18 protein-coding genes are annotated in these 24,269 nt (G+C 56.6%); 8 read left to right on the plus strand and 10 right to left on the minus strand.

Annotation, left to right across the window (positions count from 1 at the left end; all coding sequences use genetic code 11):
• Positions 1–347 precede the first annotated feature (347 nt).
• A complete protein-coding gene (mdh, locus tag RVY89_RS22070; RefSeq protein WP_023309387.1) occupies positions 348–1,286 on the plus strand; it encodes a malate dehydrogenase in 939 nt (312 codons plus the stop codon).
• Between the two features lie 57 nt (positions 1,287–1,343).
• On the opposite strand, the gene degS is transcribed toward mdh, so the two are convergent.
• The 3 genes from degS to zapG form a co-directional block, all read right to left on the minus strand.
• Positions 1,344–2,411 carry an outer membrane-stress sensor serine endopeptidase DegS gene (gene degS / locus RVY89_RS22075; RefSeq protein WP_484826443.1) on the minus strand — a complete coding sequence of 356 codons (1,068 nt, stop codon included), beginning with the start codon at positions 2,409–2,411 and terminating at the stop codon, positions 1,344–1,346.
• 91 nt (positions 2,412–2,502) lie between these two features.
• Positions 2,503–3,870, minus strand: coding sequence for a serine endoprotease DegQ (gene degQ, locus RVY89_RS22080; RefSeq protein WP_252077681.1), 1,368 nt, complete (start codon positions 3,868–3,870; stop codon positions 2,503–2,505).
• A gap of 172 nt (positions 3,871–4,042) precedes the next feature.
• The gene (gene zapG, locus RVY89_RS22085; protein ID WP_008502832.1) at positions 4,043–4,441 is read right to left on the minus strand and encodes a Z-ring associated protein ZapG; all 399 of its coding nucleotides are present in this window, start codon (positions 4,439–4,441) and stop codon (positions 4,043–4,045) included.
• Between the two features lie 189 nt (positions 4,442–4,630).
• Here zapG and zapE point away from each other — a divergent pair, with 189 nt between their 5' ends.
• The 5 genes from zapE to sspB all read left to right on the plus strand — a co-directional run bounded on the left by zapE (position 4,631) and on the right by sspB (position 8,334).
• Positions 4,631–5,755, plus strand: coding sequence for a cell division protein ZapE (zapE, locus tag RVY89_RS22090; protein WP_484826444.1), 1,125 nt, complete (start codon positions 4,631–4,633; stop codon positions 5,753–5,755).
• Positions 5,756–6,047: 292 nt separating this feature from the next.
• Positions 6,048–6,476: a 50S ribosomal protein L13 gene (gene rplM, locus RVY89_RS22095; RefSeq protein WP_003860434.1), complete on the plus strand. Its 429-nt coding sequence runs from the start codon at positions 6,048–6,050 to the stop codon at positions 6,474–6,476.
• 15 nt (positions 6,477–6,491) lie between these two features.
• On the plus strand, positions 6,492–6,884 hold the full coding sequence (gene rpsI / locus RVY89_RS22100) for a 30S ribosomal protein S9 (protein ID WP_003860436.1): 393 nt from the start codon (positions 6,492–6,494) through the stop codon (positions 6,882–6,884).
• Between the two features lie 308 nt (positions 6,885–7,192).
• Positions 7,193–7,831 (plus strand): stringent starvation protein SspA, encoded by a 639-nt coding sequence (gene sspA / locus RVY89_RS22105; protein ID WP_014885418.1) that lies wholly within the window; start codon positions 7,193–7,195, stop codon positions 7,829–7,831.
• Between the two features lie 5 nt (positions 7,832–7,836).
• Complete coding sequence (gene sspB, locus RVY89_RS22110; protein WP_024906337.1) at positions 7,837–8,334, plus strand: ClpXP protease specificity-enhancing factor; 498 nt, start codon at positions 7,837–7,839, stop codon at positions 8,332–8,334.
• Between the two features lie 29 nt (positions 8,335–8,363).
• Here the strand turns inward: sspB and gltD are convergent, their stop codons facing one another.
• Both gltD and gltB read right to left on the minus strand, forming a co-directional pair.
• A complete protein-coding gene (gene gltD, locus RVY89_RS22115; protein WP_023309377.1) occupies positions 8,364–9,782 on the minus strand; it encodes a glutamate synthase subunit GltD in 1,419 nt (472 codons plus the stop codon).
• 9 nt (positions 9,783–9,791) lie between these two features.
• Positions 9,792–14,252 carry a glutamate synthase large subunit gene (gltB, locus tag RVY89_RS22120; RefSeq protein ID WP_484826445.1) on the minus strand — a complete coding sequence of 1,487 codons (4,461 nt, stop codon included), beginning with the start codon at positions 14,250–14,252 and terminating at the stop codon, positions 9,792–9,794.
• Positions 14,253–14,939: 687 nt separating this feature from the next.
• Here gltB and mnmL point away from each other — a divergent pair.
• Positions 14,940–15,881, plus strand: a complete 942-nt coding sequence (mnmL, locus tag RVY89_RS22125; protein WP_484827980.1) for a tRNA modification radical SAM protein MnmL/YtqA — start codon at positions 14,940–14,942, stop codon at positions 15,879–15,881.
• Here mnmL and RVY89_RS22130 read toward each other — a convergent pair.
• Positions 15,861–17,363, minus strand: coding sequence for a helicase HerA-like C-terminal domain-containing protein (locus RVY89_RS22130; RefSeq protein ID WP_484826446.1), 1,503 nt, complete (start codon positions 17,361–17,363; stop codon positions 15,861–15,863). The two genes, mnmL and RVY89_RS22130, sit on opposite strands and share 21 nt — an antisense overlap.
• 137 nt (positions 17,364–17,500) lie before the next feature.
• Between RVY89_RS22130 and RVY89_RS22135 the strand changes: the two genes are divergently transcribed.
• Complete coding sequence (locus RVY89_RS22135; RefSeq protein ID WP_484826447.1) at positions 17,501–19,147, plus strand: dihydroxyacetone kinase subunit DhaK; 1,647 nt, start codon at positions 17,501–17,503, stop codon at positions 19,145–19,147.
• A gap of 92 nt (positions 19,148–19,239) precedes the next feature.
• Here RVY89_RS22135 and ahr read toward each other — a convergent pair whose 3' ends face one another.
• The 4 genes from ahr to holC all read right to left on the minus strand — a co-directional run bounded on the left by ahr (position 19,240) and on the right by holC (position 24,268).
• Positions 19,240–20,259 carry an NADPH-dependent aldehyde reductase Ahr gene (ahr, locus tag RVY89_RS22140; RefSeq protein WP_484826448.1) on the minus strand — a complete coding sequence of 340 codons (1,020 nt, stop codon included), beginning with the start codon at positions 20,257–20,259 and terminating at the stop codon, positions 19,240–19,242.
• Positions 20,260–20,342: 83 nt separating this feature from the next.
• Positions 20,343–20,846 carry a GNAT family N-acetyltransferase gene (locus RVY89_RS22145; RefSeq protein ID WP_198886065.1) on the minus strand — a complete coding sequence of 168 codons (504 nt, stop codon included), beginning with the start codon at positions 20,844–20,846 and terminating at the stop codon, positions 20,343–20,345.
• Positions 20,847–20,969: 123 nt separating this feature from the next.
• Positions 20,970–23,825: a valine--tRNA ligase gene (locus RVY89_RS22150; RefSeq protein ID WP_484826449.1), complete on the minus strand. Its 2,856-nt coding sequence runs from the start codon at positions 23,823–23,825 to the stop codon at positions 20,970–20,972.
• Positions 23,825–24,268 carry a DNA polymerase III subunit chi gene (gene holC / locus RVY89_RS22155; RefSeq protein ID WP_008502815.1) on the minus strand — a complete coding sequence of 148 codons (444 nt, stop codon included), beginning with the start codon at positions 24,266–24,268 and terminating at the stop codon, positions 23,825–23,827. The genes RVY89_RS22150 and holC overlap by 1 nt, the downstream gene beginning before the upstream one ends.
• Between the last annotated feature and the right edge of the window lies 1 nt (position 24,269).

Below are 24,269 nucleotides of genomic sequence, written 5' to 3' on the forward strand. Positions count from 1 at the left end.
AATTTTTATGCAAATTATCTACTCAGCGCCAGGCTGAAATAATGTTATGAAAGGGAGTGATTTTATCAGATTTCGTTATCAGAAAACATGCCTGGGTCACGCCGCGCAAATAAGCTTAAAAGTAAATTAAATGTTATCAAAATGATGTTGTTTTGGTGGCGGGGCAGGGTGTATTGTAACCACCTCTTAAAGCGTTGCTCTCTGTCTTCAGATAGTCTTCTGATGAGAGATAAAGTCGCGTGACCTCAAATTCTTTAGCTACGAAAATTGTAATTATTTACTTGCTGAATTATGGTCGCCGCAACGGATTTACAGATACTTAAGTTAACCATAATAAGGAGTTTAGGATGAAAGTCGCAGTCCTCGGCGCTGCTGGTGGTATCGGCCAGGCGCTTGCCCTACTACTGAAAACCCAACTGCCTTCAGGCTCAGAACTCTCCCTGTACGATATTGCCCCGGTAACCCCAGGTGTGGCGGTTGACCTGAGCCACATCCCGACTGCTGTAAAAATCAAAGGCTTCTCCGGTGAAGATGCACGTCCTGCACTGCAGGGTGCCGACGTGGTGCTGATTTCTGCAGGCGTGGCGCGTAAGCCAGGCATGGATCGTTCAGACCTGTTCAACGTCAACGCGGGCATCGTGAAAAACCTCGTGCAGCAGATTGCAGAAATCTGCCCGAAAGCATGCATCGGTATCATCACTAACCCGGTGAACACCACCGTGGCTATCGCGGCAGAAGTGCTGAAGAAAGCGGGTGTTTACGACAAAAATAAACTGTTCGGCGTCACCACGCTGGATATCATCCGTTCCAACACCTTTGTTGCTGAGCTGAAAGGCAAACAGCCAACAGAAGTGGAAGTTCCGGTCATCGGCGGTCACTCTGGCGTCACCATCCTGCCTCTGCTGTCGCAGATCCCAGGCGTGAGCTTCACCGAGCAGGAAGTGGCTGACCTGACTAAACGCATCCAGAACGCGGGCACCGAAGTGGTGGAAGCGAAGGCGGGTGGCGGTTCTGCAACCCTGTCTATGGGCCAGGCGGCTGCGCGTTTTGGCCTGTCACTGGTTCGCGCTCTGCAGGGCGAGAAAGGTGTTGTTGAATGCGCTTACGTTGAAGGCGATGGCGAACACGCTCGCTTCTTCTCTCAGCCGCTGCTGCTGGGTAAAAACGGTATCGAAGAGCGTAAATCCATTGGTACGCTGAGCGCGTTTGAACAACACGCGATGGAAGGCATGCTGGATACGCTGAAGAAAGATATCACCCTGGGCGAAGAGTTCGTTAACAAGTAATACGAACCGTCTCCCGGCAAAAAAAACGGAGCTTATCGCTCCGTTTTTTTATGCCTGTCAGTTCGTTGCCGGGTATTCCTGAATGGTGACTTGCAGCGTCAGTTTCTTATCGTTGCGCATGACTTCGACCGGGATGATAGAGCCCGGGCGAATTTCTGCCACCTGGTCCATCGTCTCCAGCGCAGAAACCGCAGGCGTGCCGTTGACCGACACAATGACGTCGTTGACCTGAATCCCCGCGTTAGCCGCCGGACCACCCGGTGCCACCTCGTTCACCACGATGCCCTGGATCTGATCGATACCGCCACCCTGGGTATGCATCGGCGCAATTTCACGGCCACCGATACCGATATAGCCGCGGATCACGCGTCCGTCGCGGATAAGCTTATCCATAATTTTGGTCGCCAGCTGGAACGGAATGGCAAAGCCGATCCCTTCCGGCGTCTCACCGTCGTTACTCTTATCGAACGAGAGGGTGTTGATGCCCATCAGTTCGCCCAGCGAGTTGACCAGCGCACCGCCGGAGTTACCGTGGTTGATAGAGGCATCGGTTTGCAGGAAGTTCTGCCGCCCGGAGGGGTTCAAACCGATACGACCGGTCGCGCTGATAATCCCCTGAGTGATGGTCTGGCCCAGGTTGTAAGGGTTACCGATCGCCAGGACGACGTCACCAATATGCGGGGTACGTTTACGGTTGATCGGGATGACCGGCAAACCGCCCGTGGCGTTAATCTTCAGGACGGCGAGGTCGGTCAGGCTGTCAGAGCCAACGAGTAATGCCTCAAACACGCGGCCATCCTGCAGGGCGACGATAATCTGGTCGGCATCGTTTATCACGTGCTTGTTAGTAATAATGTAGCCGCGCTCGTCCATGATCACGCCGGAGCCGAGGGTGCGGATCTCCAGCTGGTTGTGGGCTGAGGTATTCAGGCCACGGTTATAGACGTTAACCACGGCAGGTGCGGCTCGGCGGACGGCCTGGTTATAGGTGGCCGGCGTTTCATCCGCGCTATCGAACTGGGGAGCCGACAGTTTATTGAACTGACGTAAAGACGGCAGAGCCAGCAGCAGCAGGCCAGCGACAATCAAACCGATGACAATAGAACGTAAGAGCTTTAAAAGCATGATGCGCGTGTCGTTAAAAAAGGAACGATTTGCAGCATAACATGAGTTATCCGGACATCACACGCAGCGGTGATGTCCGGGTCACAAATGCTTAGCGCAACAGAATATAGATTGACTCATTGCCACGCATGACCTGCAGGGCAATAACCGCCGGTTTACTTTCCAGCACCTTACGCAGTTCGGCAATGGACTGCACGCGGTTGCGGTTAACACCAATGATCACATCTTCCTGATGCAATCCGGCCTGTGCGGCAGGGCTGCTCTTCTCAACGGTGTCGATGCGAATGCCTTTCGTACCGTCTTTCAGCTGTCCATCGCTCAGCGTCGCACCCTGCAGCGCAGGGGCGATCAGCTCCGCACTGGCAGAGGAAGAGGTGCTCTTATCCAGCGTCACTTCAACGTCCAGCGGCTTACCGTCACGGATCAGACCCAGCTTCACTTTGGCGCCGGGTTCGGTGGTGGCTATCCGCGAGCGCAGCTCGGCAAAGCTGCTCAGCGGCTTGTCGTTGAGGCTGACGATCACATCGCCCGATTTGATACCCGCTTTTGCCGAGCCGGAGTTAGGCAGCACTTCACTGACAAACGCCCCGCGCTGTACGTTGATGTTAAACGCTTTTGCGATATCCGCGCTCATCTCCATACCTTTAATTCCCAGCAGCCCGCGTTTGATTTCACCGAACTGAATGAGCTGCTGTGCCAGCGTTTTGGCCATATTGCTGGGAATCGCAAAACCGATCCCAATGCTGCCGCCGCCCGGGGCAAGAATCGCCGTGTTAATCCCAATCAGCTCACCGTTAAGGTTGAGCAATGCCCCGCCGGAGTTCCCGCGGTTGATTGAGGCATCGGTCTGGATAAAGTTTTCCAGCCCTTCCAGATTGAGGCCGCTACGCCCGAGCGCGGAGACGATCCCGGAGGTGGCGGTTTGCCCTAAGCCAAAGGGGTTACCCACGGCGACGGCAAAGTCGCCGACGCGCAGTTTGTCTGAATCTGCGATGGCAATCTGGGTCAGGTTGCTCGGGTTTTGCACCTGCAGCAGCGCGATGTCGCTCTGGTCATCGCCGCCAATCAGTTTGGCATCAAACTCGCGGCCATCGTTCAGCTGGACGCTGATTTTATCGGCCTGGCTGATGACATGATTGTTGGTCAGAATATAGCCTTTTGCCGCATCAATAATGACGCCAGAACCCAGGCCTTCAAAAGGCTGGGCCTGCTGGTCGGGAGACTCATCGCCAAAATACTTCTTCAGTTCTTCAGGGACGCGTTGGCTTTGTACCGCCGTGCCTTCAACCTGAACGCTGACGACCGCAGGCAACACTTTTTCCAGCATCGGAGCAAGGCTTGGAATGGCAGCCTGGCCAGGCACCTGGGAGGGAATGGCGGCAAATACAGGAACGGACGCCGAGAGAGATAACCCGACACTTAACGCGATAGCGCTCAACAGCTGGTTTTTTTTCTTCATCGATGTTGACTCTCGTAACCTGGAATAAAGGAAAAACGGCCCCAAAAAACACGTTGATGTTATTGAATTTTAAACCGCTGAACAATGAGGTGTTTTATTAAATGATAGCTGGGGTCATGAAGAAAGGACGGGCGCAATCGCTGCGCCCGTAAAATAAATTCAGGTTGTGCGATTAATCGCGTTTTACACCGCCGCGCAGCAGGCCGGACGCGCCGTCTGAATAGTCGCGAGGCATCTGAACGGGTGCCTGGTCGTTACCGGCTTCAGAGTCAGCCAGACGGTTGCGGAACGGGTTGGTTTCCGCCGTCATTTCCGGCAGCAGGCTGCTGGAGCTTTTTGCCATATGCTGATACAGCTGACGATAGTCGGTCGCCATGTTGTCCAGCAGCTCGGCGCTGCGGGCAAAATGGCTGACCAGCTCTTCACGATACTCTTCCAGCTCGGCTTTGTTCTTTTCCAGTTCGTACTGCAGTGACTGCTGCTGACGCAATTTGCGATTACCGAAACGCATGGCCACAGCACCAATGACGATGCCGACGACTAAACCGATTAGCGCATATTCCCAGGTCATGAACTTCTCCCGTTGTCTTGTTGTTCCGTAGGGTGTTGGCTCGGCTCCTGCCTGTGCCTGATAATGCCACTATAACCGCTATTTCTGCAGAAGTGGAATCCTGACGTATCATCGCGTAGTGTAGAACGGCCTTTTTTTCATCAGTCACGTCTGCTGGTGAGCGTTAATTGAAGGAATAACAATAAGATTATGCAAAACCTGTCCCCTGCATCGCGATATCAACTGGCCCTTAACGAGGGCACTCATCAGCCTGATGACGTTCAACGTGAGGCGGTAAACCGTCTGGAGATGATTTACCAGGAGCTCACGGCAAAACCCGCTGAAACCGAACAGAATGGCGGGCTAAAGGCGGCATTTGGGCGGCTGCTCGGTAAAAAAGCGCCACAGGCTCACGCGCCGGTGCGCGGTTTATATATGTGGGGCGGGGTCGGTCGCGGAAAAACCTGGCTGATGGATCTGTTCTACCAGAGCCTGCCGGGGGAGCGAAAACAGCGTCTGCACTTCCACCGCTTTATGCTGCGGGTGCATGAAGAGCTGACTGCGCTGCAGGGTAAAAGCGATCCGCTGGAGATTGTGGCCGACCGGTTCAAGGCGGAAACGGACGTTCTCTGCTTCGATGAGTTTTTTGTGTCTGACATCACCGATGCCATGCTGTTAGGCGGCCTGATGAAGGCGTTATTTACCCGCGGGATTACGCTGGTGGCCACGTCGAATATCCCGCCGGACGAGCTGTACCGCAACGGCCTGCAGCGGGCACGCTTCCTGCCCGCTATCGATGCCATCAAGCAGCACTGCGACATCATGAACGTCGATGCCGGTGTCGATTATCGTCTGCGCACGTTAACCCAGGCGCACCTGTGGCTCTCGCCGTTAAATGCAGAGACCACCCGCGAGATGGATACACTCTGGCTGGTGCTGGCCGGCGCAAAACGCGAGCACGCCCCGGAACTCGAAATTAACCATCGTCCGCTGCCTACGCTCGGCGTTGAAAACCAAACGCTGGCGGTCTCCTTTACGACGCTCTGCGTGGATGCCCGCAGCCAGCACGACTACATTGCGCTTTCGCGTCTGTTCCACACCGTGATGGTGCTGGATGTACCGGTGATGACGCGGCTGATGGAGAGCGAGGCGCGGCGCTTTATTGCGCTGGTAGACGAGTTTTATGAGCGCCACGTCAAGCTGGTGGTCAGCGCCGAAGTCCCTTTATATGAGATCTACCAGGGCGAGCGGCTAAAGTTTGAGTTCCAGCGCTGCCTGTCGCGCCTGCAGGAGATGCAGAGCGAGGAGTACCTGAAGCTGGAGCATATGCCGTAATAAACGCCGCCCTCTCCCTGTGGGAGAGGGGCCGGTGGTGAGGGTACCAGACCGCACACTACTTAACCCCGAAAAACCCATTCCAAATCACATTTAAGGGTCGATCTTTGACCTCAACTTCTCTATAATCTTGCGACCCCACGTTACGAGAAGGTTTTTTTCCCGAAACTTTCTATGTGTCGGCATGTGCTATTCGAAGGGGTAGGTTTGCCGGACTTTGTCGTGTGAACCTCAACTGACTAAACGTTTGGGTGTTCACCAACGTGTAACTTATTATTTGGGTAAGCTTTTAATGAAAACTTTTACAGCTAAACCAGAAACCGTACAGCGCGACTGGTATGTTGTTGACGCGACCGGTAAAACTCTGGGCCGTCTGGCTACTGAACTGGCTCGTCGCCTGCGCGGTAAGCATAAAGCGGAATACACTCCGCACGTTGATACCGGTGATTACATCATCGTTCTGAACGCTGATAAAGTTGCTGTAACCGGCAACAAGCGTACTGACAAAATGTATTACCACCACACCGGCCACATCGGTGGTATCAAAGAAGCGACCTTTGAAGAGATGATTGCCCGCCGTCCTGAGCGTGTGATTGAAATCGCGGTTAAAGGCATGCTGCCAAAAGGCCCGCTGGGTCGTGCTATGTTCCGTAAACTGAAAGTTTACGCAGGCAACGAGCACAACCACGCGGCACAGCAACCGCAAGTTCTTGACATCTAATCGGGATTATAGGCAATGGCTGAAAATCAATACTACGGCACTGGTCGCCGCAAAAGTTCCGCAGCTCGCGTTTTCATCAAACCGGGCAGTGGTAAAATCGTAATCAACCAGCGTTCTCTGGAACAATACTTCGGTCGCGAAACTGCCCGCATGGTAGTTCGCCAGCCGCTGGAACTGGTTGACATGGTAGAAAAACTGGATCTGTACATCACCGTTAAAGGTGGTGGTATCTCCGGTCAGGCAGGTGCGATCCGTCACGGTATCACCCGCGCTCTGATGGAGTACGACGAATCCCTGCGTTCTGAACTGCGTAAAGCTGGCTTCGTTACTCGTGACGCGCGTCAGGTTGAACGTAAGAAAGTGGGTCTGCGTAAAGCACGTCGTCGTCCACAGTTCTCCAAACGTTAATCCATTCTGCTTACGCAGAACGATTGGCGAAAAACCCGCTTCGGCGGGTTTTTTTATGGATAATGCGCAGGTTATCCACAATCTCCGTGCATATATCTTCTCTTTTTCCACATTTCCAGAATCCCCTCACCACAAAGCCATCAAAATCTGGTAAACTATCATCCAATTTTCTGCCCAAATATCGGTGAATACTCGATTTTTGTTCGATTCTTGAACAATGTGTTTTCTCTGGGATGGGCGATACAACATCTGGCTGGCCCCTGTTGGGCTGGTAGCAGTAAAAATTCTGAATATACCTGGAGGTTTTCATGGCTGTCGCTGCCAACAAACGTTCGGTAATGACGCTGTTTTCTGGTCCTACTGACATTTATAGCCATCAGGTTCGTATCGTGCTGGCCGAGAAGGGTGTCAGTTTTGAGATCGAGCATGTGGAAAAGGATAACCCGCCTCAGGATCTGATCGATCTCAACCCGAGCCAAAGCGTACCGACGCTGGTGGATCGCGAGCTGACCCTGTGGGAATCCCGTATCATTATGGAATATCTGGATGAGCGTTTCCCGCATCCGCCACTGATGCCTGTTTACCCTGTCGCGCGTGGTGAAAGCCGCCTGTACATGCAGCGTATCGAAAAAGACTGGTACTCGCTGATGAACGTGATTACCAGCGGTTCCGCTTCTGAAGCTGACGCTGCACGTAAGCAACTGCGTGAAGAGCTGCTGGCAATCGCCCCTGTGTTTGGTCAGAAACCATTCTTCCTGAGCGATGAGTTCAGCCTGGTGGACTGCTACCTGGCACCGCTGCTGTGGCGTCTGCCAACCCTGGGCGTAGAGTTCAGCGGTCCTGGCGCGAAAGAGCTGAAAGGCTATATGACTCGCGTATTTGAACGCGACTCTTTCCTGGCATCTTTAACTGAACCGGAACGTGAAATGCGTCTCGGCCGAGGCTAATGACTGTGGAAATGTCACAACTTACCCCACGCCGTCCGTATCTGCTGCGCGCCTTCTATGAATGGCTGCTGGATAACCAGCTCACGCCGCACCTGGTTGTGGATGTGACGTTGCCGGGCGTGCTGGTTCCGATGGAATACGCGCGTGACGGACAGATCGTACTGAACATTGCGCCGCGTGCGGTAGGTAATCTGGAGCTGGCAAACGATGAAGTGCGCTTCAACGCGCGTTTCGGCGGCGTGCCGCGTCAGGTTTCCGTACCTCTGGCAGCTGTGCTGGCTATCTACGCGCGTGAAAACGGTGCGGGTACCATGTTCGAGCCGGAAGCGGCGTATGATGAAGATGTTGCCAGCCTGAATGATGACAACGCATCCGATGAGCGCGAAAGCGACACGGTGATGTCACTTATCGATGGCGATAAACCCGATCATCACGACGACAATGACCCTGATGACGATCCGCCTCCGCGCGGCGGTCGTCCGGCGCTACGCGTCGTGAAATAAAAAAACAGGCCCAATCGGGCCTGTTTTTTTTACACTTCCAGGTAGTTCAGGATCCCGTCAGCCGCCTTGCGGCCTTCGGCAATCGCCGTCACCACCAGGTCAGAACCGCGAACGATATCGCCACCGGCGAAGATTTTCGGGTTACTGGTCTGGAACGCATTATCGCTGCCTTCTGGCGCGATTACGCGGCCCTGCGAATCCAGCTCAACGCTGTGCTTCGCCAGCCACTCCATGCTGTGCGGACGGAAACCGAACGCCATCACCACGGCGTCGGCCGGGATCACGTGTTCAGAGCCCGCCACGATTTCCGCGCGACGACGGCCTTTCGCATCCGGTGCCCCCATCTCAGTGCGCGCCATCTTCACGCCGCTCACTTTACCGTTGGCATTCACTTCAATACCCAGAGGCTGGATGTTGAACTGGAACTCCACGCCCTCTTCACGCGCGTTTTTCACTTCGCGCTTAGAGCCCGGCATGTTCTCTTCGTCACGACGGTAGGCGCAGATCACGTGTGCCGCATTCTGACGAATGGAGGTACGCACGCAGTCCATCGCGGTATCACCGCCGCCCAGCACCACCACGCGTTTGCCTTCCATGCTGACGAACGGCTCATCGGCGGTTTCACCGTAGCCCATGATCTGCTTGGTGTTGGCGATCAGGAACGGCAGCGCGTCGTATACGCCCGGCGCGTCTTCGTTCTCCAGACCACCGCGCATGGACTGATAGGTGCCCACGCCCAGGAACACGGCGTCGTAATCCTTCAGCAGGTCGTCGAGCTGCACGTCGCGGCCCACTTCCACGTTCAGTTTGAACTCAATGCCCATGCCGGTGAAGATTTCACGGCGACGGGTCATGACCTCTTTTTCCAGCTTGAAGGCCGGGATACCGAAGGTCAGCAGACCGCCGATCTCCGGATGACGGTCAAAGACCACCGCCTTCACGCCGTTGCGGGTCAGCACGTCCGCACAGGCCAGGCCCGCCGGGCCTGCGCCGATGATCGCCACGCGCTTGTCGGTTTGCTTCACGCCGGTCATGTCCGGACGCCAGCCCATCTCAAACGCTTTATCGTTGATGTAGCGCTCGATGTTGCCGATGGTCACCGCGCCAAACTCGTCGTTCAGCGTACAGGAACCTTCGCACAGACGGTCCTGAGGACACACGCGGCCGCACACTTCCGGCAGGGTGTTGGTCTGGTGAGAGAGCTCGGCGGCTTCAAAAATACGCCCTTCGTTGGCCAGCTTCAGCCAGTTCGGGATGTAGTTATGTACCGGACATTTCCATTCGCAGTAAGGGTTACCGCAGGACAGGCAGCGGTCCGCCTGTGCTTTGGCCTGGCCTTCTGAAAACGGCTCGTAGATTTCAACAAATTCAATTTTGCGGATCTTCAGCGGTTTCTTTGGCGGATCAACACGCTGCAGGTCGATAAACTGGTATACGTTCTGGCTCATCTGAATTCCTTACTGCGCCTGCACGCGCAGCTCTGCTGCGCTACGACTACGGTGACCCAACAGGGCTTTAACATCGCTGGACTTCGGCTTAACCAGCGCGAATTTCGCAGAGAACGCTGGCCAGTTCGCCAGGATCTCTTCGCCGCGCGAAGAGCCGGTATGCTGCACGTGTTCGGTAATCAAACCGCGCAGGTGTTCTTCGTGAATGGCCAGCGTATCAACGTCCAGCACTTCCACCAGCTCCGGGTTCACGCGTTTGCGGAACTCACCGTCTTCATCCAGGACGTACGCAAAACCGCCCGTCATGCCTGCGCCGAAGTTCACGCCGGTTTTACCCAGAACGCAAACAATCCCGCCCGTCATGTATTCACAACCGTTATCGCCAATGCCTTCCACCACGGTGATAGCACCGGAGTTACGCACTGCAAAACGCTCGCCCGCACGGCCTGCTGCGAACAGACGACCGCCGGTCGCGCCGTACAGGCAGGTGTTACCGATGATGCTGGCTTCATGGCTGCGGAAGGCTGAGCCGACCGGAGGACGCACCGCCAGCAGCCCGCCAGCCATGCCTTTGCCGACGTAGTCGTTGGCATCGCCGGTCAGGTACAGCTCAACGCCGCCTGCGTTCCACACGCCGAAGCTCTGACCCGCGGTACCGCTGAAGTGCGCGGTAATCGGATCCGCTGCCAGCCCCTGGTCACCGTGCGTCTGCGCGATGTAACCGGAGAGGGAGGCCCCCACGGAACGGTCGGTGTTGCGGATATCAAACCAGAACGTTTTGCTCTGCTTGTCATCCACGTATGGCTTCGCCTGCTGCAGCAGCTGTGCGTTCAACACGCCATTATCAAACGGCGGGTTGTTCTCGGTGCAGTAGACCGCTTTGCCCGGGTGCGGCTGCGCGGTTTCCAGCAGCTTGCTCAACTCCAGCTTCTGCTGTTTGGCGGTGAAACCTTCCAGCTCTTTCAGCAGGTCGGTTCGACCAATCAGGTCTACCAGACGCTTCACGCCCAGCTGCGCCATCAGCTCGCGGGTTTCGCGGGCGATGAACTCAAAGTAGTTAGTCACTTTGAACGGCAGGCCGTGATAGTGGTTCTTACGCAGCTTCTCGTCCTGGGTTGCAACGCCGGTTGCGCAGTTGTTCAGGTGGCAAATACGCAGGTATTTACAGCCCAGCGCGACCATTGGACCGGTACCGAAGCCGAAGCTTTCCGCGCCGAGGATCGCCGCCTTGATGATGTCGAGGCCGGTTTTCAGGCCACCGTCCACCTGCAGGCGGATCTTGTGGCGCAGACCGTTTGCCACCAGCGCCTGCTGGGTTTCCACCAGGCCAAGCTCCCACGGACAGCCCGCATATTTCACTGAGGAAAGCGGGCTTGCGCCGGTACCGCCATCGTAACCGGCGATGGTGATAAGGTCCGCATAGGCTTTTGCCACGCCGGTCGCGATGGTGCCGACGCCCGGTTCGGAAACCAGCTTCACGGAGATCATTGCCTTCGGGTTAACCTGCTTCAGGTCGAAAATCAGCTGCGCCAGGTCCTCGATAGAGTAGATATCGTGGTGCGGCGGCGGGGAGATCAGCGTCACGCCCGGTACCGAGTAGCGCAGTTTGGCGATGTACGGGGTAACTTTATCACCCGGCAGCTGACCGCCTTCGCCCGGTTTCGCACCCTGAGCGACCTTAATCTGAATCACGTCGGCGTTGACCAGGTACGCTGGCGTTACGCCAAAGCGACCGGATGCCACCTGCTTGATGCGGGACACCTTGTTGGTGCCGTAGCGCGCCGGATCTTCACCGCCTTCGCCGGAGTTGGAGTTGCCGCCGATGCTGTTCATGGCTTCCGCCAGCGCTTCGTGGGCTTCCGGGCTCAGGGCGCCGATGGACATCGCCGCGGTATCGAAGCGTTTAAACAATTCGGATGCCGGCTCAACGTCGTCAATGCTGACCGCTTCATCACCCGGATTCAGAGCAATGAGGTCGCGCAGCGTTGCCGCCGGACGGTTGTTCACCAGCTCAGCATACTGCTGATAATCACGGTATTCGCCGCTCTGAACCGCCTGCTGCAGCGTGCGCACCACGTCCGGGTTGTAGGCGTGATACTCGCCGCCGTGAACGTATTTCAGCAGACCGCCCTGATCCAGCGGCTTACGTGCCAGCCAGGCGCGCTTGGACAGGTTCACCAGATCCTGCTGGAAGTCAGCAAAACCGGCGCCGCCGATGCGGCTGACCACGCCCTGGAAGCAGAGGTTGGCGACCTCGTCATGCAGGCCGACCGCTTCAAACAGCTTCGAGCAGCGGTAGGAAGCAATGGTCGAGATGCCCATTTTGGACATGATCTTGTACAGACCTTTGTTGATGCCGTTACGGTAGTTCAGCATCACCGCGCGGTAATCTTTGTCGATCGCGCGGGTATCCACCAGACGGGCCAGCGTTTCGTAGGCCAGGTACGGATAGATCGCCGTCGCGCCAAAGCCCAGCAGCACGGCAAAGTGGTGCGGGTCACGGGCGCTTGCGGTTTCAACAATGATGTTGGCGTCGCAGCGTAGGCTCTTATCGACCAGACGCGTCTGGATAGCGCCTACCGCCATCGGGGCCGGTACCGGCAGACGGTTTTTCGCGATGTTGCGGTCGGACAATACCAGCAGCACGGTACCGTTACGCACCATCTGTTCGGCTTTGTCACACAGCGCATTCACCGTCTCTTCGAGGCTCGCTTCGTTCACGTCGAAAGTAATATCGAGCGTGTCGGCGCGGTAGTGCTCCTCTTTCATGGTGGTGAGCTGTTTGAAATCGGAGTACAGCAGGATCGGCGACTTAAAGGTAAGACGGTGCGCCTGGCCTTCGGCCTCGCAGAATACGTTCATCTCGCGGCCGATGCTGGTGGCCAGCGACATCACGTGCGCTTCACGCAGGGGATCGATTGGCGGGTTAGTCACCTGCGCGAACTGCTGACGGAAGTAGTCGTAAATGATGCGCGGCTGGCTGGAGAGCACGGCAAACGGGGTATCGTCACCCATCGAGCCGACCGCTTCCTGGCCGTTTTCACCGAGCACGCGGATGACAGAGTCCAGCTCTTCCGCGCTGTAGTTAAACTGCTTCTGGTAGCTGGCGAGGGTATCATCGTCCAGCTCGCGGCTGCCCACTTCTTCGTCCGACAGATCTTCAAACGGCACCAGACGACGCACGTTTTTCTCCATCCACTCTTTGTACGGATGGCGGCTCTTCAGATCGTTGTCGGTTTCGGCAGAGTGCAGGATGCGCCCACCGCGGGTGTCGATAACCATCAGCTCGCCCGGACCGACGCGGCCTTTCTCGACCACTTCGTCTGGCTGGTAATCCCAGATGCCGACTTCAGAGGCACAGGTGATGAGCTTGTCTTTGGTGATGACGTAGCGCGCCGGACGCAGACCGTTACGGTCCAGGTTACAGGCGGCAAAACGACCGTCGGACATAACGATGCCCGCCGGGCCGTCCCACGGCTCCATGTGCATGGAGTTAAAGTCGAAGAATGCGCGCAGCTCAGGGTCCATATCCGGGTTGTTCTGCCAGGCCGGCGGCACGAGCAGACGCATGGCGCGCACGATATCCATCCCGCCTGCCAGCAGCAGTTCCAGCATGTTATCCATCGAGCTGGAGTCAGAGCCGGTTTCGTTCACGAACGGCGCGGCATCGTGCAGATCGGGGATCAGCGGCGTCTGGAATTTATAGGTACGGGCGCGGGCCCACTGGCGGTTACCGGTAATGGTGTTGATCTCGCCGTTGTGCGCCAGGTAGCGGAACGGCTGAGCCAGCGGCCAGCGTGGAACGGTGTTGGTGGAGAAGCGCTGGTGGAACAGGCAAATGGCCGATTCCAGACGCAGGTCCGCCAGGTCCAGGTAGAAGCGCGGCAGGTCAGCCGGCATACACAGACCTTTATAGATGTTCACCAGGTTAGAGAGACTACAAACGTAGAACTCTTTATCGTCCTGGAGACGTTTTTCAATGCGGCGGCGAGCAATAAACAGACGGCGTTCCATATCACGCGGACGCCAGCCCGCAGGCGCGTTGACGAAAATCTGTTCAATACGAGGCAGCGAGGAGAGGGCGATTTCACCGAGCACCCCTTCGTTGGTTGGCACATTGCGCCAGCCGACAATCGACAGGGTTTCACGCTGAAGTTCTTCTTCGACGATGCGGCGTGAGGCGGCAGCCTTTTCAGGATCCTGATTCAGGAACAGCATGCCGACAGCGTAGTTTTTGGCTAAACGCCAGCCGCGCTCTTCCGCCACGATGCGGAAGAAACGATCCGGTTTTTGCAGCAGCAGGCCGCAACCGTCGCCGGTTTTACCATCGGCAAGGATGGCGCCACGGTGCTGCATACGGGCCAGTGCGTGAATAGCAGTACGCACTACCTTGTGGCTAGGTTCGCCTTCTATGTGGGCGATCAGGCCGAAACCACAGTTATCCTTCTCAAGGGATTTATCGTACAACATATCAGTGAACCTCCCCAGGCTCGTCGGGCTTCCCACTGAACTTTACCGTGGCGCACAGGCACAGAAAGAGCATGGCGACGGGGTTTGCGTTTCATACGCGGACCTCGCATTCGCCCTCTTTTTCATCCTTTCGCGCAGGTAAACAAGTTTGAGGACTTGCTTCAGAGGGAATCTCAATTACTGCATAAATATGATGAGCAGGCCGCTCATCCAGAAAGCTTCCAGCGGATTTCCAACTTATCGGGAATTGGTACACAGGTCAAATGGCAAACTTATTTATACAAAAATGTGCTAAAGAGAACATATCCAATTGTATTTAAAGGTTATTTAACTAATTTTACATTGATTGAATGCCCTGAAAGAGCACAGCGGAGTGTGATCTGACTCACTATATGAAAGCGGTATTATCAATGTAGCGTGCTGAATAGCGGTTTTATAGCAGAATAATAATCTGGCATTGGATGCAAACCCGCATAAAGGCACTGTTTTTCAGTGGTGGCGCTATAAATGAAAAAAACAATCAGAACATAAGGAAAAGTAATCACGTACGGCGTGAATGAAATTGCAGTAATCCTGAGTATTTATTCATATAGATAAAGGCCGTCCAGGGCGATTGATCCAGGTCATCGCCGACAGAGGCTAAAAATGGCAGGCTTGTCCCCTTTCTCCGGGACGGTCTATCAGACTATGCAGTTACAGAAATTAGTCAATATGTTTGGTGGGGATCTTTTGCAGCGGTACGGGCAAAAGGTTCATAAGCTGACGCTGCACGGCGGGTTTAGCTGCCCGAATCGCGACGGCACCATCGGGCGCGGCGGCTGCACCTTCTGTAACGTCGCGTCGTTTGCCGATGAGGCGCAGCAGCACCATTCTATCGCTGAGCAGCTTGCCCACCAGGCCAGCCTGGTGAACCGTGCGAAGCAGTATCTGGCCTATTTTCAGGCTTACACCAGCACGTGGGCGGAGGTACAGGTACTGCGCTCGATGTATCAGCAGGCCGTCAGCCAGGCCAACATCGTTGGGCTGTGCGTGGGAACCCGCCCGGACTGCGTGCCGGACGCGGTGCTGGACCTGCTCTGCGAGTACAAAGAACAAGGCTACGAGATCTGGCTGGAGCTGGGCTTGCAAACCGCACATGACAAAACGCTGCACCGTATTAACCGTGGGCATGATTTCGCCTGCTACCAGCGCACCACGCGGCTGGCACGCGAGCGCGGGCTGAAGGTCTGTTCACATCTGATTGTCGGTCTGCCTGGCGAAGGTCAACAGCATGGCCTTGAAACGCTGGAAAGAGTAGTTGAAACCGGCGTGGACGGCATCAAGCTTCATCCGCTGCATATCGTGAAGGGCAGCATTATGGCGAAAGCCTGGGAGGCCGGGCGGTTAAGCGGTATCGAGCTTGAGGACTATACGGTGACGGCGGGAGAGATGATTCGCCACACGCCGCCGGATATTGTCTACCACCGCATCTCGGCCAGCGCCCGCCGTCCAACGCTTCTGGCACCGCTGTGGTGTGAGAACCGCTGGACGGGGATGGTGGAAATTGACCGCTATCTGCAGGAGAACGGCGTACAGGGTTCGGCGCTGGGCCGCCCCTGGATTCCGCGTCTAGCGGCGACGGCCGCCTAACAAACTCCCCAGCATGCCGCGCACGATTTGATTGGTGACCTGTCGCGCTGCGCTTTTCGCCATGGTCTGCACTACGCCGTCGCGCTTGCCGCCGCGCGGCCCGGTGCTGCCGAACAGAATATCTTTGAGCCCACCGAGAATGCCGTCATCCACTGCGACTGATTGCCCTTTAGCGGCAGGCGCATCCTGCGATTCCGTTGTCGCCTGGACCCCTTTTTGCAGCATCTCGAACGCGGACTCGCGATCCACCTCGTCTTCGTATTTCCCGTAAACGGGAGAGTGGTTAATCAGGCCGTTGCGCTCATCGTCGGTCACCGGCCCCATGCGCGAGCAAGGCGCGATCACCATGGCGCGTTCCACCACGGACGGGCTGCCCTTCGCATCAAGGAACGAGATCAGCGCTTCACCGGTGCCTAACGCCTGAATCGCCTCTTCGGTATCAAAGGCAGGATTGGCGCGCATGGTTTGCGCCGCGGCTTTCACCGCTTTCTGATCTTTCGGCGTAAAAGCGCGCAGGGCATGCTGCACGCGGTTGCCGAGCTGCCCGAGCACGTTGTCGGGGATATCCGACGGGTTTTGCGAGACAAACCAGACGCCGACGCCTTTGGAGCGGATCAGGCGGATAACCTGTTCGATCTTATCCAGCAGGACCTGCGGCGCATCGTTAAACAGCAGATGCGCTTCGTCAAAGAAGAACACCAGCTTCGGTTTTTCCAGATCGCCCGCTTCGGGTAATTGTTCATAGAGCTCGGAGAGCATCCACAGGAGGCTGGCGGCGTAGAGTTTCGGCATCTGGTAGAGCTTCTCTGAACTCAGTATATTGATAATGCCTTTGCCGCTGCTGTCGGTGCGCATCCAGTCTTTGATATCCAGCATCGGCTCGCCGAAGAAATGTTCAGCGCCCTGTTGCTCAAGCGTCAGCAGCCCGCGCTGAATAGCACCCACCGAGGCGCTGCTGATGTTGCCGTACTGGTTCTGGAAGGATTTCGCGTTATCGCCGATGTACTGGGTAATGGCGCGCAGATCTTTAAAATCAAGCAGCAGCAGTCCCTGATCGTCGGCAATGCGGAAGATAATATTCAGCACGCCGGACTGCACGTCGTTGAGGTTAAGCAGACGGGCCAGCAGAAGCGGGCCGAGATCGGAGACGGTGGCGCGTACCGGATGGCCTTTTTCACCAAAGATATCCCACACCACCACCGGATTGTTATGCGGCGTCCAGTCCGTGATGCCAATATTCTTCAGCCGTTCGAGCAGTTTTTCAGAGGCCGCCCCTTCCTGAGCCACACCGGTTAAATCGCCTTTTACGTCAGCCATAAAGACCGGTACGCCAATCTCCGAAAGCGACTCCGCCAGCTTTTGCAGGGTGACGGTTTTCCCCGTCCCGGTCGCTCCGGTGATCAGACCGTGGCGATTCGCCATCGCGGGCAGTAAATAGAGCTCTTTTTCAAGCGTCCGGGCAATTAACAATGGTGTACTCATGATGCGCTTCCTCTCTTAGTCCTGGGTGGAGTATAGGCAACCTGATAGCAATTTGGTTGAGTAAATTCCTGACTTTGCGGCGCATTATCCAACGCGGGCTATGCTTTTGCATACGGTTCACAAAATAGTGGGAAACTATGTCCAGATTCTTCTTTAACGATCGCAAACAGCTGGTCAACGATGCCATTGAAGGCATACTGCTCTCTGCGCCACATGCCAATCTCGTCAAGCTTGATATCGATCCGGCCATCAGGATCGTCGCACGCGGCGACTGGGACAAAAGCCGCGTGGCGGTAATCTCCGGCGGCGGCTCAGGCCACGAACCCGCACACGCCGGGTTTGTCGGCAAAGGGATGCTGACGGCGGCAGTGTGCGGCGATCTGTTTGCCTCGCCGAGCGTGGATGCGGTGCTGAATGCCATTGTGGCGGTCACGGGCGATCGCGGCTGTCTGCTGATCGTCAAAAACTACACTGGCGACCGCCTGAACTTTGGCCTGGCGGCCGAAAAGGCCAAGCGCTACGGCCTGAAGGTAGAGATGGTGATTGTGGCAGACGATATCGCGCTGCCGGATAACAAGCAGCCGCGCGGTATTGCCGGTACGGCACTGGTGCACAAGATTGCGGGCTATGCGGCGGAACACGGGAAATCGCTGAGCGAGGTGCGGGATATTGCGCAACAGGCCTGCGATAACCTCTGGAGCCTGGGCGTGGCGATGCAAACGTGCAACCTGCCGGGCAGCGACGATGAAGAGGGGCGCATTAAGCAAGGCCATGTTGAGCTGGGCCTGGGCATTCACGGCGAGCCCGGGGCTTCCGTAGTGGATACGCAAAACAGCAAAGCCATTATCGACACCCTGGTGACGCCGTTAAGCGCGCTGGCGGGTGAGGGGCGTTTTGCGGTGCTGATTAACAATCTTGGCGGCGTATCGGCGCTGGAGATGGCGCTGCTGACCAAAGAGCTGGCGCACTCGGCGCTGAAAGAGAATATCGCGTACCTGATTGGCCCTGCGCCGCTGGTCAGCGCGCTGGATATGAAAGGCTTTTCTCTGACGCTGCTGAAGCTAAACGATTTCTTCGAAAAGGCGATTCATGCCGACGTTGAGACGCTGGGCTGGCAGAAGCCCGTCGCGTTTGCGCCGCTGCGCACCGTGGCGCATAGCGCCATTCATGACCGTGTGGAGTATACCCCCTCTGACAATCCGCAGGTGCGTGCGTTTGTCTCCGCAGTGTCGACAACCCTGATCCAGCTGGAAAACCGCCTGAACGCGCTGGATGCCAAAGTGGGTGATGGCGATACCGGCTCCACCTTTGCGCAAGGGGCGCGGGATATTGCGCAGCGCCTGGAGGAGAACACGCTCCCGCTTAATGACGTGCCTAAGCTGCTGCTGCTGGTTGGCGAGCGGCTGGCTACGGTGATGGGCGGGTCGAGCGGGGTACTGATGTCGATCTTCTTCACCGCGGCCGGGCAAAAGCTTCACGATGGTCATGCGCTCCCGGAGGCCTTGCTCAGCGGACTTGCGCAGATGAAGCAGTACGGCGGAGCAGATCTCGGCGATCGCACTCTGATCGATGCGCTGCAGCCGGCGCTGGAGGCGTTACAGAAAGGCGATATTCAGGCGGCAGCGCAGGCCGCGCAGCAGGGCGCAGAAGAAACGTCGAAAATGGCGAAAGCCGGCGCGGGACGCTCGTCGTATGTCAATAAAGAGAACCTGGATGGGGTGATGGATCCGGGAGCCGTGGCGGTGGCAGAGGTGTTTAAAGCCCTGGTAGAAGCAAAACGGTAACAACCGTTACCGTTTTTAGTTTTTACGCCCTCTCCCCGTGGGGGAGGGTTGGGGTGAGGGCATCAGGCCGCACATTCCCCGGAAATGTCACATCAAAAATCCGCTTTCAACACCACGCGGTAACGGGCTTTGCCGTCGCGCACGTGCTGGATCGCTTCGTTGATTTTCGACATCGGATACAGTTCGGTGGTCGGCGCCACTTTGGTGCGTCCGGCGAATTTCATCAGCTTGCGCAACTCAAACGGCGTACCGGTCGCGGAGCCTGACACGCTGCGATCGCCGCCGATCAGGGTAAATGCCGGAACCGGCAGCGGCTTCATCACCGCACCCACGGTGTGGAAGTTACCGCCGTATGCCAGCGCTTCAAAGTACGGCTGCCAGTTGAGATCGACGTTAACGGTGTTGATGATCAGGTCAAACTGCCCGGCCAGCGCGTTCAGCGCTTCAGGATCGCGGCTGTTTACGACTTTATCCGCTCCCATCGCCAGCACTTCTTTCTCTTTCGCCGGGTTCGAGCTGAACGCCGTGACTTCACAGCCCATCGCGTGCAGCAGCTTGATGGCGATATGCCCCAGACCGCCGATACCGATGACGCCTACGCGGCTGGTGGCGGTGATATTGTGCATCAGCAGCGGTTTGAAGACGGTGATACCGCCGCACAGCAGCGGGCCGGCGGACTCGATATCAATGCTGTCCGGCAGCGGGATGACCCATTGCCAGTCGGCGCGCAGTTTATCGGCAAAGCCGCCTTTGTTCAGAATGGTGGGAACGGCGCCTTCGAGGCAGTTGATCTGATTGCCGCTGATACAGGCATCGCAGTGACCACAGCTGCGCGCTGTCCAGCCAATGCCCACGCGCTGGCCCACTTTCAGCCCTTTGTCCTGCGCGGCGCTACCGAGCGCCACGACGCGGCCAATGACTTCGTGCCCGGCAATCAGTGGATAGCTTGAAAAGCCCCATTCGTTGTCGATCATCGAGAGATCCGAGTGGCAGATCCCGCAGTAATCAACCTGTACCTCGACGTCTTCTGCTTTTAGAACGCCCGCATCGTACTCGTACAGCTCAAGTTCTGCACCCGCCTGCGGTGCGGCGTAGCTTTTTATCTTCGACATCGTGTTTCCCCCGTTATGGTGTGAACTGAGAGTGTAGAGCATTCAGTTTACAGCCGCTTAACAGAAGAGGGCAGGAACGAAAGTTACAGACTTTTCAACATTCTGACTTCGCAATCAACGTGGCCGGTACAGCCCAGCGGCGCATCGATATGCTCAAAGCCCAGATGCTCATACAGGCCGATGGCCTCTTTGAGGAAGGCGGTCGTTTCAAGGTAGCAGCGGGTAAAACCCTGCTTGCGCGCGTGGTCCAGCGCAATCAGCGCCAGCTTTTTCGCCAGCCCTTGCCCGCGCGCCGTTGGCAGGAAATACATTTTCTGTAGTTCGCAGATATCCGGCTCGCTGCAGCTGAGAGGCGCGACACCGCCACCGCCCACAACCTGGCCGTTCTGCTCGATTACCCAGTAGGCATGCCCAGGCTGGCTGTAGAGCTGAAAAAGCTCGTCCAGATTCGGGTCGGCAACCGTGTAGCCTTTGTCAGCCGTCAGGCCATATTCAGCAGAAACGGTGCGAATAACGGCGGCGATAGCCGGGTTATCCTGCTCAGTGATCCGACGCATCGTCGTCGCGACGGGGGTAATCACGCTCATAGCATTACTCATTACAAAAATTGACACATAACTGCTGTTAATAGCACCGCAGAAGGGGGAGTGCAAGCGAGGAGTTTTCAGGAAGGTTACCCCTTACGCCCTGAAGCGTAAGGGGTAAAAGCATTACAGGGCAGCGATGACCGCCTGCTGCTCAATCAGCTTGGTCTTCGCATCGGCGAAAGCAACCAGACGCTCACGCTCTTTCGCGATGACCGCTTCCGGCGCGCGGGCAACAAAGCCTTCGTTCGCCAGTTTGCTTTCGATTTTGCCAATTTCCACGTCGACTTTGGCCACTTCTTTCGCCAGACGAGCCAGCTCAGCGTCTTTGTCGATCAGGCCCGCCATCGGGATCAGCAGCTCGGCACCGTCGATGATTTTGGTCACGGAAACCGGACCTTTGTCATCCGCAGGCAGCACGGTGATGCTTTCCAGACGCGCCATGGTCTTGAGGAAGGTGTTGTTCTCGTTGACGCGACGAACAGCCGCTTCGCTGCAGCCACGCAGCAGCAGCTCCAGCGGTTTGCCAGGGGCGATGTTCATTTCAGCACGGATGTTACGTACTGCAACGATCGCCTGCTTCAGCCACTCGGTATCCGCAGACGCCGCTTCATCAACCTTAGCCGCATCGAATTCCGGGAACGGCTGCAGCATGATGGTATCGGCGTTAATGCCTGCAATCACCTTCACGCGCTGCCAGATGGTTTCGGTGATAAATGGAATAACCGGATGCGCCAGGCGCAGCAGGCCTTCCAGAACGGTAATCAGCGTGTTGCGCGTGCCGCGCAGTTCCGCCTCAGTACCGCCGTTCATCACCGGCTTCGCCAGCTCAAGATACCAGTCGCAGAACTGGTTCCAGGTGAATTCATACAGGATGCCCGCCGCGATATCGAAGCGGTAGCTGTCCAGCGCCTCGCGGAACGCTTTCACGGTCTGGTTGAATTCCGCCAGGATCCAGCGGTCCGCCAGAGACAGCGTCATTTCGCCGCCGTTGAAGCCGCAGTCCTGATCTTCGGTGTTCATCAGCACGAAGCGGCTGGCGTTCCACAGCTTGTTACAGAAGTTACGGTAACCTTCCAGACGCTTCATGTCCCAGTTGATGTCACGACCGGTAGAGGCCAGTGCCGCCAGGGTGAAGCGCAGGGCGTCGGTACCGTGAGACTCGATCCCGTTCGGGAACTGCTTCTCGGTACGCTTGCGGATTTTCTCAGCCAGCTGCGGCTGCATCATGTTGCCGGTACGTTTTTCCAGCAGCTCTTCCAGAGAGATACCGTCAACCATGTCCAGCGGGTCAATCACGTTCCCCTTGGACTTGGACATCTTCTGGCCTTCATCGTCGCGGATCAGACCGGTCATGTAGACGGTATGGAACGGAACCTGCGGCTTGCCGTCTTCGTCTTTGATGAAGTGCATGGTCATCATGATCATGCGGGCAATCCAGAAGAAGATAATGTCGAAGCCGGACACCATCACGCTGGTTGGGTGGAACTGACGCAGCGCGTCGGTGTTTTCTGGCCAGCCGAGGGTGGAGAAGGTCCACAGCGCGGAGGAGAACCAGGTGTCCAGCACGTCTTCGTCCTGACGCAGCGCAACGTCCGCGCTCAGGTTGTTTTCCTGACGCACTTCATCTTCGCTGCGGCCAACGTACACGTTGCCTTCGTTGTCGTACCATGCCGGGATACGGTGACCCCACCACAGCTGACGGGAGATACACCAGTCCTGAATATCGCGCATCCAGGAGAAGTACATGTTTTCGTACTGCTTCGGTACGAACTGGATGCTGCCGTTTTCAACCGCTTCCACAGCCGGTTTCGCCAGCACGTCGGCTCGCACGTACCACTGGTCGGTCAGCATTGGCTCGATAACTACGCCGCCACGATCGCCGTACGGCACGGTCAGATCGTGAGGTTTGATCTCTTCCAGCAGGCCGAGTGCGTCAACGGCAGCCACAATCGCCTTACGCGCGGCAAAGCGTTCCAGCTTCTGGAACTCCGCCGGGATGTCGCTGGAATAAACGTCGGATTCGTTGCCTTTGGTGTCGTACACTTCTGCGCTTTCGCGGATATCGCCGTCGAAGGTCAGAATGTTGATCATCGGCAGGGCGTGACGACGACCCACTTCATAGTCGTTGAAGTCGTGCGCCGGGGTGATTTTCACGCAGCCGGTGCCTTTTTCCATGTCGGCGTGTTCGTCGCCTACAATCGGAATACGGCGGTTTACCAGCGGCAGCACCACGAATTTGCCGATCAGATCTTTATAACGCGGATCTTCCGGGTTAACGGCCACGCCGGTATCGCCCAGCAGAGTTTCCGGACGTGTCGTTGCGACCACCAGGTAATCTTTACCGTCGGCGGTTTTCGCGCCATCGGCCAGCGGATAGCGGATGTGCCACATGGAGCCTTTAGACTCGCGGTTTTCCACTTCCAGGTCAGAGATGGCGGTACGCAGTTTCGGATCCCAGTTGACCAGGCGTTTGCCGCGGTAAATCAGGTCTTCTTTGTACAGGCGGACGAAGACTTCTTTCACGGCGTTGGAGAGGCCTTCATCCATGGTGAAGCGCTCGCGCTCCCAGTCCACGGAGTTGCCGAGACGGCGCATCTGACGGGTAATGGTGCCGCCGGATTCCGCTTTCCACTGCCAGATTTTGTCGATGAACGCGTCGCGACCGTAGTCGTGGCGGGTTTTTCCTTCTTCAGCGGCAATTTTACGCTCAACCACCATCTGGGTCGCGATACCCGCGTGGTCAGTCCCCGCCTGCCACAGGGTGTTTTTACCCTGCATGCGCTGGTAGCGGATCATGGTGTCCATGATGGTCTGCTGGAAAGCATGACCCATATGCAAACTGCCGGTGACGTTCGGCGGCGGGATCATGATGCAGAAGGACTCTTTGCTTTCGTCGCCGTTAGGCTTGAAATAGCCCTGCTGTTCCCAGTGCTCGTAAAGCGGCTGTTCGATATCGCGTGGGTTATATGTCTTTTCCATTATTTCCAGGTTGCCGTATTCAGGTTAAAACCAGCCAGGCGGTACGCTTTATAGCGTTCGCGCGCCAGTTGTTTCAAAGATTCTTCGTAAGGGACAAAGTCTACCACTTCTGTGAAAGCGGTGGCAAAATCTGCAAAATCTATCCGCAGGCTAATCAGAATATCGCGCGCGCTGCTGTTGCGCTTTTGCGGCCAGGCAATTTCAACCGGTGCTCCACCGCGCGGGCCTTCGCCCGACAGGTTATGCGGCACAAAACTCTCCGGCGGGCGCGCCCACAGCGCCTCATCAAGGCGAATGGCCTGCTGTTCATCTTCACAGGCAATCAGAACGCGTTTACCTGCGCGCCAACGTTCTGCGGCAATTTCACACACCAGCTGTTCGACGGCGCTGAGGCCATCCTGATGGGTGTCGTTGTCCAGAAGGTAGAACGTTGCATTCTTCATA

This window comes from Enterobacter sp. 3U4 (assembly GCF_057224565.1).

Coding starts and splice junctions, on each gene's coding strand:
- sspA (WP_014885418.1), top strand. CDS start 7,193: ATGGCTGTCGCTGCCAACAAACGTTCGGTAATGACGCTGTTTTCTGGT.
- rplM (WP_003860434.1), top strand. CDS start 6,048: ATGAAAACTTTTACAGCTAAACCAGAAACCGTACAGCGCGACTGGTAT.
- RVY89_RS22135 (WP_484826447.1), top strand. CDS start 17,501: ATGTCCAGATTCTTCTTTAACGATCGCAAACAGCTGGTCAACGATGCC.
- mnmL (WP_484827980.1), top strand. CDS start 14,940: ATGCAGTTACAGAAATTAGTCAATATGTTTGGTGGGGATCTTTTGCAG.
- rpsI (WP_003860436.1), top strand. CDS start 6,492: ATGGCTGAAAATCAATACTACGGCACTGGTCGCCGCAAAAGTTCCGCA.
- ahr (WP_484826448.1), bottom strand. CDS start 20,259: ATGTCGAAGATAAAAAGCTACGCCGCACCGCAGGCGGGTGCAGAACTT.
- gltB (WP_484826445.1), bottom strand. CDS start 14,252: ATGTTGTACGATAAATCCCTTGAGAAGGATAACTGTGGTTTCGGCCTG.
- gltD (WP_023309377.1), bottom strand. CDS start 9,782: ATGAGCCAGAACGTATACCAGTTTATCGACCTGCAGCGTGTTGATCCG.
- RVY89_RS22130 (WP_484826446.1), bottom strand. CDS start 17,363: ATGAGTACACCATTGTTAATTGCCCGGACGCTTGAAAAAGAGCTCTAT.
- zapG (WP_008502832.1), bottom strand. CDS start 4,441: ATGACCTGGGAATATGCGCTAATCGGTTTAGTCGTCGGCATCGTCATT.
- holC (WP_008502815.1), bottom strand. CDS start 24,268: ATGAAGAATGCAACGTTCTACCTTCTGGACAACGACACCCATCAGGAT.
- RVY89_RS22150 (WP_484826449.1), bottom strand. CDS start 23,825: ATGGAAAAGACATATAACCCACGCGATATCGAACAGCCGCTTTACGAG.
- mdh (WP_023309387.1), top strand. CDS start 348: ATGAAAGTCGCAGTCCTCGGCGCTGCTGGTGGTATCGGCCAGGCGCTT.
- zapE (WP_484826444.1), top strand. CDS start 4,631: ATGCAAAACCTGTCCCCTGCATCGCGATATCAACTGGCCCTTAACGAG.
- degQ (WP_252077681.1), bottom strand. CDS start 3,870: ATGAAGAAAAAAAACCAGCTGTTGAGCGCTATCGCGTTAAGTGTCGGG.
- degS (WP_484826443.1), bottom strand. CDS start 2,411: ATGCTTTTAAAGCTCTTACGTTCTATTGTCATCGGTTTGATTGTCGCT.
- RVY89_RS22145 (WP_198886065.1), bottom strand. CDS start 20,846: ATGAGCGTGATTACCCCCGTCGCGACGACGATGCGTCGGATCACTGAG.